Consider the following 13,009-nt stretch of genomic DNA (forward strand, 5'->3'; position numbering starts at 1 on the left):
CCGACATGATATTGAACCCATGGAATTCCCGCACGCTGGGCTGGACTCTGCTCCGCCTGTTGGCGGCTTGCGTACTGTGCCTGGGGGCGGCGCGCGCGCAGCAATTGCCACTGCGTTACTTCACCCAGCAGGATGGCCTGGGCAATCTGACCGTCACCGCGCTGGCGCAGGACCGGACCGGCTATCTGTGGCTTGGTACGGAGAATGGCCTGTTCCGCTACAACGGCGACAAGTTCGAGCGCTACGCGAAAGCCGAAGGACTGCGGCAGACCGAAGTCACGGCGCTGCTGGCGCGGGGCGACCAGTTGTGGGTGGGGACCTCGGAGGGCTTGTACCGGCGTGACGGCGCGCGGCTGGTCGCGCAGCAGTACCAGGGCAAGCACTTGTCGATCTGGCCGGGCCAGGTGTTGGCCGACGCGGCCGGCGGCGAGCTGCTGTTCGTCAGCGCTTCGCATCTGTACCGGCTGACGGAAGTGCACGGGCGAACCGTCATCGCGCCGTATTTTTCCGACCAGCAGATTGAACGCCAGCCGTTGCTGGCGCGGATAGCTAGCGTCAGCGTGGACGCCGGTGGCCTTTGGCTGGGCTGCGGCACGGGGCTGTGCCGTAGTACCGCGGCCGGCATCACGGTCTGGGACAGCGCGGCCGGCGTGCCCGAGGATAACTGGAGCCGCATCTTGCATGCCGCCGACGGCACCGTCTGGAGTCGAGGCGAACACGCTCTGGTTGCGCTGGCGCCCGGGGCCTCCCGGTTTGCCGACCGGGCGCCACCGGGCGGCGTGATGCGCAAAACCAATCCGGTGGCGGCCCTCATCAGCGATGCCGCTCATGCCGTGCTCACTTCCACCGACGCCGGGGTGGCGCGCTGGCGCGACGGCCGCTGGGAATTGCTCGACCAGCGCCACGGCTTGCGCGTCGGCGGCGGTGTCGGCGACATGCTTGCCGACCGCGACGGCGGCATGTGGCTCGGCACGCGCGGCCATGGCCTGATCCAGTGGCGCGGCTACGGCCAATGGGAAAACTGGACCAGCGCGCAAGGCCTGCAAAATGACGTGATCCTTTCGTTCGCGCGAGACGGCCTGGGGCGTCTGCACGTGGGCACCCGCTCGGGGCCGGCAATCATGGCGCGGATGGCTGACCAGAGCGTGTTGCGGCCGGTCGCCGGCAGCGTCGACCACCAGTGGGCCGATCAGGCGCTGGACCGCAGCGGCCATGTCTGGGCCGGCACCTATTCCGGCCTGCTGTTCCGGCATGACGCGGCCAGCGGCGCCGAGGTCCAGGTCGCGGCCTTGCCGGCCATCTTGCGCCTGCTGGCGGACCGCGATGGCGCGCTGTGGATCGGCACCGGCGACGGCATCTACCTGCTGGAGCATCCCGAACGGGGCGGCCAGCCCCGGTTGGCGCCCGGCTGGGCTGCCTTGGGCAATCTGAGTGAGGAATCCTTCCGTGGCGGCTGCCAGAGCGCCAGCGGCGAACTGTGGTTCGTCAGTGAGCATGTATTGTTGCGTTATTTCCGGCAGCGGTGGGACCGCTACAAGCTGGTGGATGCGGACGGCACCAATGATTTCGGCGCGGTGGCCTGCGCGCCCGATGGTTCGCTGTGGATAGGCAGCCTCAGGACCGGCCTGTGGCAAGGGCGGGTCGGCGACCACGGGCTGGAGCTGCGGCCCGCAGGCCCCCCGCGCTGGCCGGACTTGTCGATCATCGCGCTGCGAGTGGACCGGCGCGGTTGGCTGTGGATCGCCAGCGACACCGGCGTCGTGGTGCGCACCGGCGAGCAGTGGCGGCGGCTCGACCAGAACGACGGCCTGGCATGGAACGACCTGAACGGACGCGGATTTTTCGAGGACGCGGACGGCTCCATGTGGATCGCCACCAGCAACGGGGCGTCGCACATCCTGTACCCGGAGCGCCTGTTCGCGCAGCCGGCTTTGGCGCCCGTGCTCGAAAGCGTGGTCCGCGACGGCCAGCGCATCGCCTTGCGGGAGGGCGCGTCCTTGCCGTGGAGCGAGGGAGCGCTGAATTTCAGTCTGGCCAGCCTGACGTACCAGAGTCGCAGCGGACTGCGTTTCCGCTACCGGCTGGAAGGACTGGAGCAGGCGTGGTCGCAGTCGACCACGCCCGATATCCGCTATGCGTCGCTGGCGCCCGGCCGCTACCGCTTGCAGTACGGGGTCACCGACGTCGAGACTGGAGCCGAGCCGCCGTTGCGGGAGATCGGCTTCACGATTACGCCGGCATGGTGGCAGACCGGGACGTTCTACGCGCTGTGCGGCGTCGCCATGTTGGCCACGGCGGTCGCTGTCCACCGCTATCGCGTGCGGGCGCTGACCCACAGGAATGCCCGTATGGAGAAACTGGTACGGGAGCTGGTGCGCGAGCGTACGCTGGAGTTGGAACAGTCGCAGGATGCGCTGCGGTTGCAGGCCACGCAGGACGGCCTGACCAAGGCATGGAACCGCGCCGCGATGATGGAATACCTGGAGCAGGAAGTGCTGCGCGGCGGCCAGCTGCGGCGGCCTTTCCTGGTGGTTCTGCTGGACCTGGACCACTTTAAACGGATCAACGACACCTACGGCCACCTGGCCGGCGACAGCGTGCTGCGCGAAGTGGTGGTGCGTCTCAGCGGCGCCGTGCGCTCCAGCGACCTGGTGGGCCGCTACGGCGGCGAGGAGTTCCTGCTGTTGTTGCCGGAGCTGGACCAGGCACGCGGCATGGCGCAGCTTGAGCGCCTGCGGCGTGTGATCGAAGCGGCGCCGGTGGCGATAGACGGCGGGCAGGCCATCGACGTCACGGCCAGCTTCGGCGTGAAGGAATTCGATCCGGCCAAGCCGCTGGCGCCGCTGGAGCTGATCGGCCTGGCTGACGCGGCCTTGTACCGCGCCAAGGCGCAGGGCCGCAACCGCGTCGTCTTCGATGCCGCCGAGCCCTGAGTCAGCCGCCGCGGAACGCTTTCGGCGTCAGGCCCATGCGCTTCTTGAACAGGCGGCTGAAGTAGGCCGGGTCCTGGAACCCCAGTTCGTAGGCGATGCTGGCGATGCTGGCCGGAAGATAGGTCAGCTTGCGGCAGGCTTCCAGCATCAGCCGGTCCTGGGTGATGTCGAACGCCGATTTGCCGGATAGCTTGAGGCACAGGCGATTGAGCCGCGTCGGCGTGGCACGCAGCGCTTCGGCATACTGGCCGACCTGCCATTGCTCCTTGTAGCGCCGTTCCACTTCGGCGCGAAAGCGGCTGAACAGCTCGAAATCGCTGCGGCCCGACTGGTCGGCCAGGCGGCGTTCCGCATGCAGGCGTACCAATAGCAGCAAGGCGCTGCGCGCCAGCCACTCCAACATCAGCGTATGGCCGTACTGCGGCCAGGCCGCTTCCGTCAGCAGGTTTTGCAGCAGCGATTCCAGGCGTGCATGCAATTCCAGCTGGCCGGCCAGGTCGATCGCCAAAGGTTCCACAAACAGCGAGGAATACAGGTCGCCGTGGCCCGCATACATCACGTTCTGATCCACCGTCAGCACATAGCCGTGCGCCTCGGCCGAGAAGTCGAAGCCATGCACCACCGATGGATGGAGGGTGATGACGGTCGGCGCACTGCATTCCCAGACGGCGCCGTCGACGCTGGCGCGGACCTTTCCACCGTAGAGGAAAAGTACCTGAAACAGTCCTGCATGTGTGTGATTCTCGATGTGCCAGTGGTGCACCCGGCTGCGGGTCTCTATCAGCTCGATGTGCACGAATTCGGCGTTTTCTCCCCGTGCCTGCTCGCCATACAGGCCAAACTGCGGAACGTCGGGTAATGCTGGTCGGTCGGTGCGGGGCATGGAGGGGCGTGCCGTCTAAAAGAATGGAGTGTCGAAATAGTACAAGTTTTAGGAAGTTTCATCCATTTTTTTTGCAACGGCCCGGCGCTACGATGACTGCACATTAACACCATAACGGAGACATCATGCGTACCCAGGTAGCCATCATCGGCGCCGGCCCAGCGGGCCTGCTGCTATCCCATCTGCTGCATTTGAACGGCATCGAATCGATCGTGCTGGAATCGCGCAGCCAGGCCGAGATCGAGGCGACCATCCGCGCCGGCGTGCTGGAACAAGGCACCATGGACATTCTCAGCAACGCCGGCGTCGGCGCCCGCATGCAAGCCGAGGGCGCACTGCACCACGGCATAGAGCTGGCGTTCGGCGGCCAGCGCCACCGGATCGACCTCACCGAATTGACGGGCAAGGCAATCACCGTCTACCCGCAGCATGAAGTGATCAAGGACCTGGTGGCGGCGCGGCTGGCGGCGCAAGGGCAGCTGCTGTTCGAGGTCAGCGGCGTCGAGCTGCATGGCGTCGACACCGCGGCGCCGTCGGTCGGCTTCATTCATCGCGGCGAAGCGGGGCGCATCGAGGCCGATTTCGTCATCGGTTGCGACGGCTATCATGGTGTGACGCGGCCGGCGATGCCGGGGGAGGGACGGCAGGACTTCAAGCGCGACTACGGCTTCGGATGGTTTGGCGTGCTGGTGGAGTCGGCGCCGTCGTCGGAAGAGCTGATTTATGCCCGCCATGAGCGCGGCTTCGCGCTGGTCAGCACGCGCACGCCGACCGTGCAGCGCCTGTACTTCCAGTGCGATCCGGCGGACCATGTCGACAACTGGTCGGACGACCGTATCTGGGCCGAGCTGCACGCCCGCCTGGAGAACAACGACGGCTGGCGCGTCAACGAGGGCCGCATCTTCCAGAAAAATATCATCGGCATGCGCAGCTTCGTATCGACGCCGATGCAGTCGGGCCGCCTGTTCCTGGCCGGCGACGCGGCGCACATCGTTCCGCCCACCGGCGCCAAGGGCATGAACCTGGCCGTGTCGGACGTGGCGCTGTTGGCGCAGGGCCTGGAGCAGTTCTACCGCCAGGGCAGCGACGAGCGGCTGCAAGGCTACACGACGGCGGCCTTGAAGCGCGTCTGGCGCGCCGAATACTTCTCGTGGTGGATGACCAGCCTGCTGCACACCTTTGCCGACGCCACGCCGTTCCAGCGCGAGGTGCAGCGCGCCGAACTGGAATGCGTGGTCAGCTCGCGGGCCATGGCGACGGCGCTGGCGGAGAGCTACGTCGGCGCATTCTGAGGGGCCACGCCATTCGTGCGAAAATGCCGGAGTTAATAGTCGCTTAATAAACGCTGCAATACACTGCGACTCTCACTCACTTCGGCATAATGCTATGAAAACAACGATATCGAGCGCGCTGCTGTCATTTGGCCTGCTGTTGGCTGCAACCCTGCCGGCCGCCCAGGCGGCCGAATACGGCGTACGACAGACCTGGACGCTGGACCAGGCAGGCCGTTGGGACTATCTTGACGTCGATCCGGTGCGCCATCGCCTGTTCATGACGCGCGGCGACCGGGTGCAGGTGCTCGATCTGCCGTCGGGCAAAGTGGCCGGCCAGATCGGCGGCCTGCAGGGCGCGCACGGTGTCGCGTTCGCGCAGAAACTCAACCTGGGCTTTGCCAGCAGCGGCGGCGGCAACAGCATCGTCGTCTTCGACCTGGCGACGCTGCAAACCCGCCAGGAAGTGAAGGGTTCGGGCGCCAATCCCGACGCCATCCTGTTCGACGAGGGCAGCGGCAAGCTTTACGCTTTCAATGGGAAAACCAACAATATCTCGGTGTTCGACGCCGCCACGATGGCGTTGAAGGCGACCATCGCCGTCGGCGGCAAGCCGGAATTCGCGGTCACCGACGGCAAGCGCATCTACGTCAACATCGAGGACAAGAGCGAGATCGCAGTGATCGACATCGCCGGCGATCGCCAGGTCGCGCGCTGGGCCTTGACCGGTTGCGAGGAACCGACCGGGCTGGCGCTTGACGCCGCGCACCAGCGCCTGTTCTCGGCCTGCCAGAACGGCATGCTGGCCATCACCGACGCCAGCAACGGCAAGGCCGTGGCGCACGCCGCCATCGGTCAGCATTCCGACGCGGTGGTGTTCGACGCCGCCAGCGCCACGGTGTTCTCCTCCAATGGCGATGGCACGCTGAGCGTCATTCACCAGGACGACGCCGACCACTATGCCACGGCGGTGACGCTGCACACCGAGAAGGGCGCGCGCACCATGGCCATGGACCATGAAAACGGCAGCCTGTATCTGCCGACCGTGGTGGACAAGCACTTCACGGTCATCGTGGCCACTCCCTGAGTAGACGGATCATGCGCCTGCTACTGGTAGAAGACGATCCCATGATCGGCGAGAGCATGCTCGAAGCCTTGCGCGGCGAGCGGTATGCGGTCGACTGGGTGCGCGACGGCGTGGCGGCCGAGCTGTCGATGCGCCAGGATATCTACGATTTGCTGGTGCTGGACCTGGGACTGCCGCAGCGGCAGGGCATGGACGTGCTGCGGCGCCTGCGCGCGCAGGGTAGCCAGACGCCGGTGCTGATCGTCACCGCGCGTGATGCCACGGCGTCGCGCGTGGAAGGTCTGGATGCCGGCGCCGACGACTACCTGGTCAAGCCCTTCGATCTGGACGAACTGCTGGCCCGCATCCGCGCCGTGTTGCGCCGGCGCGGCGGCCACCTGCATTCGCTGGTCACGCACGGTGCGCTGAGCGTCAACCTGGCCGCGCATGAAGCCACTTTCAACGGCGTGGCGCTGCACCTGTCCTCTCGCGAGTTCGCCTTGCTGCGTGCCTTGCTGGATGTGCCGGGCAGCGTGGTTTCCAAAGCCCAGCTGGAGGAAAAGATCTACGGCTGGGGCGAGGAGATCGAGAGCAATACCATCGACGTCTACATCCACCATCTGCGCAAGAAGCTGGGCAGCGATTTTATCAAGAACGTGCGCGGCGTCGGTTACAAGCTGGCCAGCATCGCATGAAGTCGATCCGTGCGCGCTTGCTGGCGGGGCTGATGTTTGGCACGCTCTGTTTCACGCTGGTCGCCGGCCTGATGGTCTACCAACGCGCCGATCACGAGGCTGACGAGCAGTCCGACCTACGCTTGCGCCAGGTGGCATGGGCCTTGCCGCCGCATCTGGGCGATGGCGTGCAGCTGCCGGAAGACGATGACCAGGACGACGCTGTGCTGGTCCAGGTATGGGACCGCGCCGGCAAGTCGGCCTATGTGTCGGAGCCGTCGCAGGCGTTGCCCCGGCAATCGTCGGCGGGCTACTTCACGATGACCTACCGGGGAGAGCGCTGGCGCGTGTACAGCGAATCGCGGGCGGACTATCACATGCAGATCGCGCAACCGATCGCGGTACGCGAGCGCATTGCAGCCAAAATGGCGCTGCGCATCGTGCCGCCGTTGCTGCTGCTGTTGCCGGCGTTGGCGGCGCTGATCTGGATCGTGGTGGGCATGGCGCTACGGCCTTTGGCGCAGGTGGCGCAAGCCGTACATGGACGCTCGCCGGGCGTGCTGCAGCCGCTGGAGACGAGCGGCATGCCACCCGAACTGATGCCCATCGTGGTCGCGTTGAACGGCTTGCTGGAAAAGATCGACAGCGCGATGGCGGCGCAGCGCAGCTTCATCGCCGACGCCGCACATGAACTGCGCTCGCCGCTCACCGCGCTCAAATTGCAGCTGCAACTGGCCGAGCGGGCCGGCAGCGATGAACAGCGCAACGTGGCCTTTCATCGCTTGCATGAACGGCTGGACCGTTCCACCCATCTGGTTCATCAGCTGTTGACATTGGCCCGTCACGAACAGCATCAGGCGCTGCCAACGCCGGTGCCGACCGATGTCCTGGCGCTGGCGCGGCAGGTGGTCGCCGATCATAGCATCCTCGCCGAGAATCGCGGGATCGATTTGGGCGTGGCGGGCAGCGGCGAACCGTTGTGGGTGCCGGTCCATCCCGAAGGTCTGTCGGTCATGCTCAGCAATTTGGTCGACAATGCGGTGCGCTATACGCAGCCGGGCGGCCAGGTGGATGTCACGGCCGGCATGGAGCAGGGGCGGGCATGTTTGCGGGTGGCCGACAACGGTCCCGGCGTGCCGGAGGCCGAGCGCGGGCGCCTGTTCGACCGCTTCTATCGCCCGGATGGCAATGCCGTCTGGGGCTGCGGCCTGGGGCTGTCCATCGTCAGGAACGTCGTCGACGGGCATGGTGCCGAGATAGAATTGTCCAGCAATGGCGGGGTAGGTTTGGTGGTAAGTGTTTATTTGCCAGTGGCTTAAGAATTTAATAAGGACAGCTAAATGCCTTCGATACGACAACTGCACCGCTACCTCGGGGTCTTCTTCACGCCGGCCATAGTGTTCTTCGCTTTTTCGGGCGCACTGCAAACCTTTGATCTGCATAAGGGCGCGCATCGCGGCGATCCGCCGACCTATCCGTGGATAGCTGCGATGGCGTCGCTGCATCAGGATCAGGAGCTGTACCAAGCGCCGGCACCGAAGCCGCAGGCCAGCAAGCCGGCGAATCCCAAGCCGGAACCGGCGGCCGCAGAACCGGAAGAGCATTCCAGCATGCCGCTGAAATTGTTTGTGGTGGCCTTGGCGATAGGCTTATGCGCGTCTTCGCTGGCGGGGCTGTACATCGCTTTCAGTAATCCGCGGGTCCGCCTTCCGGTTGGCCTGGCGCTGGCCGCCGGCATGCTGTTGCCGGCTATTTTGCTGTTGGTTTGACGAGGCAGGGTGCCTTGGCCAGCAGCTCGGCCAGGCGCAGGAACTCGGCGGGGCTTACCTTGCGAGCTGTTTTCGCCTGCGTTGCTTCGACCACGCGCTGATGGCTGATCACCATGTGCTGCTGCGGGATGACCAGGATGTATTGGCCGTAGTAGCCCCACGCCATGTAGGCGCCCTCCAGCGGTGATCCCGCCGGCAGCGCCGGTATCCACCATAGAAGTCCGTAGTCCAGCCGGCGCCGCGCGGTGGAGGGCGGATGCATGTCGGCCGCCGGCGTTACCGGCGTGGTGATGCGACTGACCCAGTCGGCAGGCAGCAGTTGCCGGCCGTTCCAGCTTCCCTGTTGCAGCATCAGCTGGCCGAGGCGGGCCATGTCGCGGGTCGACAGGTGGAAGTGGTAGGCCAGGTGGCGCGAACGGGCTGGATCGCCGTTGCGGTGCTGCTGCGACAGCCGGAAATCCTCCATTTGCAGCGGCTTCGCCAACTGGTTTTCGAAGCTTTGGTAGATGTCACGCTGCGTCAGTTGCTCAAACACGGTACCGGCGGCGTTGAAGTCCCAGTTGTTGTACAAGAAGTAGGCACCCGGCGTTTGCGATCCACGCGGAGGAGCTGCCTCGGCATCGTCGCCGGGATTGGATGCCGCATGATAGACGCCGGAACGCGCCGCCAGCAGGTCGCCTACCGTGGCGGTGCGTTCCAGCGGTAGCAGGCCGCCGACATCGTCGATGTCCAGCGACGCCAGGCTGCGGTTCAGCGAGATCGTGCCGTCGGCGACGTAGGGGCCGTACATCATGGCCAGCACGCTTTTGCGTATCGAATAAACCTGGTTGGCCTGGTCCAGCGGTCCGTAGCTGGCCAGGATCCGGCCGTCGCGTACAGCCATCATCGAGGTGCTGGGCAGCGTCTTCAAATAGTCCTGTGCCTCGGCGAGGCCGGCGCGGCATGCCGCGCTTGGCTCGGGCATGTCGGCCCAGTGTGCACCTGGCGTGGCGCTGGAAGCCGGCGCGCACAGGGCCGATAACAACAAGGTGAGTCCGGCGGTCGACGACGGCGATTTCATCGGCACACTTAAGGCAGCAGCAGCGAGTGCTGGCTGGCAGTATGGAAGTCGCGCCAGACCCGGTTGATGGCGCTGTCTTCGTGGGCGGCGTACAGGCCGCAATAGGGATACAGTTCATCGACCGCCGCGCGGGAGACAGCCACCAGCGCCAGTGAGCTGGCCTGCACCGCCTCCATATCGTCCGCTGTGAGCGGCGTGCCGTTTTCCACCAGCGCCCAGCTGCGATCCAGCACGTCGTAGAAGCGCGCACGGGCGTCGGCCTGGGCCTGCTCCTTGTCGCGAAGGAGGCCGACGACTTCGGGGACCTCCAGTAGCGGCAGGTTCTTGAGGGCGTGCCGGCGGCGGCTCATGCAGGGCCGCGCCAACTGCATGAAATGGCTCGCCATCCCCGCGACGTTGGCCGCCAGCGTAACGAAGGCCAGCGAATAAAACGGGAAGCGATACAGCGGACCATCGGCCGTGGCGGTAGCGGGACTGATGGTGAAACCGTGCTCCTTGCTCACCCACGCGCCGTCGATGCGGTAGCTGTGCGAGGCGCTGGCGCGCATGCCGATGGCGCCCCAGGACGGCACAATCTGCACCTGTTCCGCCGGCACCAGGAAAGCGCGGATGCGCGGCGCACCTTGTTCATCCAGCAGCGGTTGACCGTTGGCCCGCAGGACCGCGTTCAAGGTGAAATGCGTGGCGATCGGCGCACCGCTGGCGTAATCCCAGCGGCCGGTGATGCGGTAGCCGTCGCCATCTGCTTCGGCGTAGCCGGTCGGCGCGCCGCTGCCGCCCAGGCAAACCCGCTTGCTGCCGATGATGTCGCGCGCCAGCGCCGGCGGCAGGAAGCCGGCGAACCATCCCGCGCCCGCGCACAGCGTGAGCACCCAGCCCATGCTGCCGTCGACGGCGGCAACCGCTTCCTCCAGGCGCACCACTTGCGGCAAAGGCAGTTCGGCGCCGCCGCTGGCGCGCGGCGCCAGCATCCTGAGCCAGCCGCGCCGGTGCAGCAAGGCTTGCTGGATCGGGTGCAGGAAACGGGCGGTATCGGCCATGGCCGCATAGCGTTCAATACGACGGGCATCGCGCGCGAGGAGGGGTGAAACGGCGGGCAGGGGCATGCGTGATCTTTGGACAGTAGCAATGCCCGGTATTTTCGCACTATTGAGCCCGTTTCAGAAACTCCCATGCCATTTCGGTATGTTTGCGGCGATAAAAATGATTGGTGAAGCTGGTATCGTTCGTCGTAGCATGGTGGTGCACAAGCACCCACTTATGAAAGACACATGATGTCAGCAATTAAACTTGCGATCGTAGGCGTCGGCAAGATCGTCCACGACCAGCACCTGCCCGCCATCGCGGCCAACGCCGATTTCCAGCTGGTGGCGTCGGCCAGCCGGCACAACACCGTCGACGGCCTGCCCGGTTTCAAGTCCATCGAGGAGATGCTGGCGGCCGTGCCGGAGATCGACGCCGTCTCGCTGTGCATGCCGCCCCAATACCGCTACCATGCCGCCCGCGTGGCGCTGGCCGCCGGCAAGCATGTATTCCTTGAAAAGCCGCCGGGTGCGACCCTGTCCGAAGTGGCCGACCTGGAGGCGCTGGCCGCCGCCAAGGGCTTGACCCTGTTCACCAGCTGGCATTCGCGTTACGCGCCAGCGGTGCAGCCGGCCAAGGCCTATCTGGCCGCCCATGCGCCAACCGGCATGCAAGTGACCTGGAAGGAAGACGTGCGCCAGTGGCATCCAAACCAGGAATGGATCTGGCAGGCCGGCGGCCTGGGCGTGTTCGATCCGGGCATCAATGCGCTGTCCATCGTCACCGAGATCCTGCCGTCGCTGATCTTCCTGACCCGCGCCACCTTGGAATTCCCCGAAAACCGCGATGCGCCCATCGCCGCCGAGCTGCATTTCCAGGATGGCGCGGGCGTGCCGGTGCACGCCGTGTTCGACTGGCGCCAGACCGGCAAGCAAAGCTGGGACATCGTGGTCCGGACGGCGGACGGCGAGCTGAAACTGAGCGACGGCGGCGCGCGTCTGTGGGTGCATGGCGTCGAACAGCCGCTGGCCAAGGAAGCCGAGTACCCGTCGCTGTACCGCCGCTTCGCGGGCCTGGTCAGGGAAGGCCGCTCGGACGTCGACGTGGCGCCGCTGCGCCATGTGGCCGACGCCTTCATGCTCGGCCAACGCAAAGTGGTCGACGCCTTCCACGACTGACGCCGCTCAGGCCATCTGCCCGATGGTCTTGCGAAAGCGCCGCAGCGACAGCGCGAACAGCACCGCGCCGATCGCCACCAGTGCCAGCATCTGCGGCCAGATCACGCTGAAGCCGGCGCCCCGGTACAGGATGGCCTGGGCGGCCGCCACGAAGTGGGTGGTCGGCGCGGCCAGCATGATGTCCTGCACCAGCACCGGCATGCTCTCGCGCGGCGTCGAACCGCCCGACAGCAACTGCAGCGGCACCAGCACCAGCACCAGCACCAGCAACATGCCAAATTGCGGCATGCTGCGCGCCAGCGTGGCGAGGAAGATTCCCATCGACGTGGTTGCGAACAGGTGCAGCGCAGTCACCAGCACGAACAGCGCGATCGAACCGGTGATCGGCACGTGCAGCGCGCCCTGCACGATGAACACCAGCGACGCCAGGGCCGCCAGCACCACCACCGTCCCCATCGACCACACCTTGGCCAGCATGATTTCCATCGGCGTCACCGGCATCACCAGCAGGTGCTCGATGGTGCCGTGTTCGCGCTCCCGTATCAGCGCGGCGCCGGTCAGGATGATGGACAGCATGGTGACGTTGTTGATGATCTCCATCAGCGATCCAAACCACGACTGCTCCAGGTTGGGATTGAAGCGCATGCGCAGGTCCAGCGCGACCGGCGGCGCGGCGGTTTCCTGCTGGCGGCGCAGGAAATCACCCACCTCGGCGCCGACGATCTGCTGGATGTAGCCGTTGCCGGTGAAGGCCTGGCTCATGCGCGTGGCGTCGATGTTGAGCTGTATCGTCGGCGCCCGGCCGGCCAGCGTGTCGCGCTGGTAGTCCGGCGGGATGGCCAGCACGAAGGTGTAGTTGCCGCTGTCGAGACCAGCATCGGCCTGGGCGGCGCTCACCAGCGACGGCGTGCGGAAGTGCGGCGGATAGAAGCCTGCCGCAATCCGCGCCGACAAGGGCGAACCATCCAGGTCGACGATGGCGATGGCGGCGTTGTTCAGGCTCTCCGGCATCGCCGTGGCGGCCACGTAGATCGACAGCGAGAAGGTGTAGACGATTAGCACCAGCATGGCCGGATCGCGCAGCAGGCTCCATAGCTCCTTGATGCCGAGCCGGTAGATGTGCGCCGCGCGCGTGTGCAGAGGTATACGCAT

Annotated in this window: 11 protein-coding genes; 7 read left to right on the forward strand and 4 right to left on the reverse strand. The window is 65.8% G+C overall.

The features are described from left to right. The first annotated feature begins 5 nt into the window (after window positions 1-5). Complete coding sequence (locus D0T21_RS05320; RefSeq protein WP_116989009.1) at window positions 6-2,933, forward strand: diguanylate cyclase; 2,928 nt, start codon at window positions 6-8, stop codon at window positions 2,931-2,933. A 1-nt stretch (window position 2,934) separates the two neighbouring features. Here the strand turns inward: D0T21_RS05320 and D0T21_RS05325 are convergent, their stop codons facing one another. Next, entirely contained in the window at window positions 2,935-3,816 is an 882-nt protein-coding gene (locus D0T21_RS05325; protein WP_116989011.1) for a helix-turn-helix domain-containing protein, read from the reverse strand. A gap of 125 nt (window positions 3,817-3,941) precedes the next feature. On the opposite strand from D0T21_RS05325, the gene D0T21_RS05330 reads away from it, so the two are divergent. The 5 genes from D0T21_RS05330 (at window position 3,942) to D0T21_RS05350 (ending at window position 8,596) form a co-directional block, all read left to right on the forward strand. After that, window positions 3,942-5,108 (forward strand): 4-hydroxybenzoate 3-monooxygenase, encoded by a 1,167-nt coding sequence (locus D0T21_RS05330; RefSeq protein WP_116989013.1) that lies wholly within the window; start codon window positions 3,942-3,944, stop codon window positions 5,106-5,108. A gap of 94 nt (window positions 5,109-5,202) precedes the next feature. After that, on the forward strand, window positions 5,203-6,174 hold the full coding sequence (locus tag D0T21_RS05335) for a YncE family protein (RefSeq protein WP_116989015.1): 972 nt from the start codon (window positions 5,203-5,205) through the stop codon (window positions 6,172-6,174). Window positions 6,175-6,185: 11 nt separating this feature from the next. After that, window positions 6,186-6,848 (forward strand): response regulator, encoded by a 663-nt coding sequence (locus tag D0T21_RS05340; RefSeq protein ID WP_116989017.1) that lies wholly within the window; start codon window positions 6,186-6,188, stop codon window positions 6,846-6,848. Next, complete coding sequence (locus D0T21_RS05345; RefSeq protein ID WP_116989019.1) at window positions 6,845-8,146, forward strand: ATP-binding protein; 1,302 nt, start codon at window positions 6,845-6,847, stop codon at window positions 8,144-8,146. The genes D0T21_RS05340 and D0T21_RS05345 overlap by 4 nt, the downstream gene beginning before the upstream one ends. Window positions 8,147-8,167: 21 nt before the next feature. Then, entirely contained in the window at window positions 8,168-8,596 is a 429-nt protein-coding gene (locus D0T21_RS05350) for a hypothetical protein (protein ID WP_116989021.1), read from the forward strand. Here D0T21_RS05350 and D0T21_RS05355 read toward each other — a convergent pair. Further along, window positions 8,577-9,656: a serine hydrolase gene (locus D0T21_RS05355; protein ID WP_116989022.1), complete on the reverse strand. Its 1,080-nt coding sequence runs from the start codon at window positions 9,654-9,656 to the stop codon at window positions 8,577-8,579. The two genes, D0T21_RS05350 and D0T21_RS05355, sit on opposite strands and share 20 nt — an antisense overlap. A gap of 8 nt (window positions 9,657-9,664) precedes the next feature. Continuing rightward, complete coding sequence (locus D0T21_RS05360) at window positions 9,665-10,762, reverse strand: acyl-CoA dehydrogenase (protein ID WP_116989023.1); 1,098 nt, start codon at window positions 10,760-10,762, stop codon at window positions 9,665-9,667. A gap of 165 nt (window positions 10,763-10,927) precedes the next feature. Here D0T21_RS05360 and D0T21_RS05365 point away from each other — a divergent pair, with 165 nt between their 5' ends. Further along, a complete protein-coding gene (locus D0T21_RS05365; RefSeq protein ID WP_301546319.1) occupies window positions 10,928-11,857 on the forward strand; it encodes a Gfo/Idh/MocA family protein in 930 nt (309 codons plus the stop codon). 6 nt (window positions 11,858-11,863) lie between these two features. On the opposite strand, the gene D0T21_RS05370 is transcribed toward D0T21_RS05365, so the two are convergent. Continuing rightward, the gene (locus tag D0T21_RS05370) at window positions 11,864-13,009 is read right to left on the reverse strand and encodes an ABC transporter permease (RefSeq protein WP_116989024.1); all 1,146 of its coding nucleotides are present in this window, start codon (window positions 13,007-13,009) and stop codon (window positions 11,864-11,866) included.

The organism is Duganella sp. BJB476 (assembly GCF_003416895.1).
Taxonomy (GTDB): domain Bacteria; phylum Pseudomonadota; class Gammaproteobacteria; order Burkholderiales; family Burkholderiaceae_D; genus Rugamonas.

Excerpts from the sequence above, each read along its gene's own strand:
- D0T21_RS05370 (WP_116989024.1), bottom strand. The coding sequence starts at position 13,009 with ATGCGTATACCTCTGCACACGCGCGCGGCGCACATCTACCGGCTCGGC.
- D0T21_RS05355 (WP_116989022.1), bottom strand. The coding sequence starts at position 9,656 with ATGAAATCGCCGTCGTCGACCGCCGGACTCACCTTGTTGTTATCGGCC.
- D0T21_RS05330 (WP_116989013.1), top strand. The coding sequence starts at position 3,942 with ATGCGTACCCAGGTAGCCATCATCGGCGCCGGCCCAGCGGGCCTGCTG.
- D0T21_RS05340 (WP_116989017.1), top strand. The coding sequence starts at position 6,186 with ATGCGCCTGCTACTGGTAGAAGACGATCCCATGATCGGCGAGAGCATG.
- D0T21_RS05320 (WP_116989009.1), top strand. The coding sequence starts at position 6 with ATGATATTGAACCCATGGAATTCCCGCACGCTGGGCTGGACTCTGCTC.
- D0T21_RS05335 (WP_116989015.1), top strand. The coding sequence starts at position 5,203 with ATGAAAACAACGATATCGAGCGCGCTGCTGTCATTTGGCCTGCTGTTG.
- D0T21_RS05365 (WP_301546319.1), top strand. The coding sequence starts at position 10,928 with ATGATGTCAGCAATTAAACTTGCGATCGTAGGCGTCGGCAAGATCGTC.
- D0T21_RS05350 (WP_116989021.1), top strand. The coding sequence starts at position 8,168 with ATGCCTTCGATACGACAACTGCACCGCTACCTCGGGGTCTTCTTCACG.
- D0T21_RS05360 (WP_116989023.1), bottom strand. The coding sequence starts at position 10,762 with ATGCCCCTGCCCGCCGTTTCACCCCTCCTCGCGCGCGATGCCCGTCGT.
- D0T21_RS05325 (WP_116989011.1), bottom strand. The coding sequence starts at position 3,816 with ATGCCCCGCACCGACCGACCAGCATTACCCGACGTTCCGCAGTTTGGC.
- D0T21_RS05345 (WP_116989019.1), top strand. The coding sequence starts at position 6,845 with ATGAAGTCGATCCGTGCGCGCTTGCTGGCGGGGCTGATGTTTGGCACG.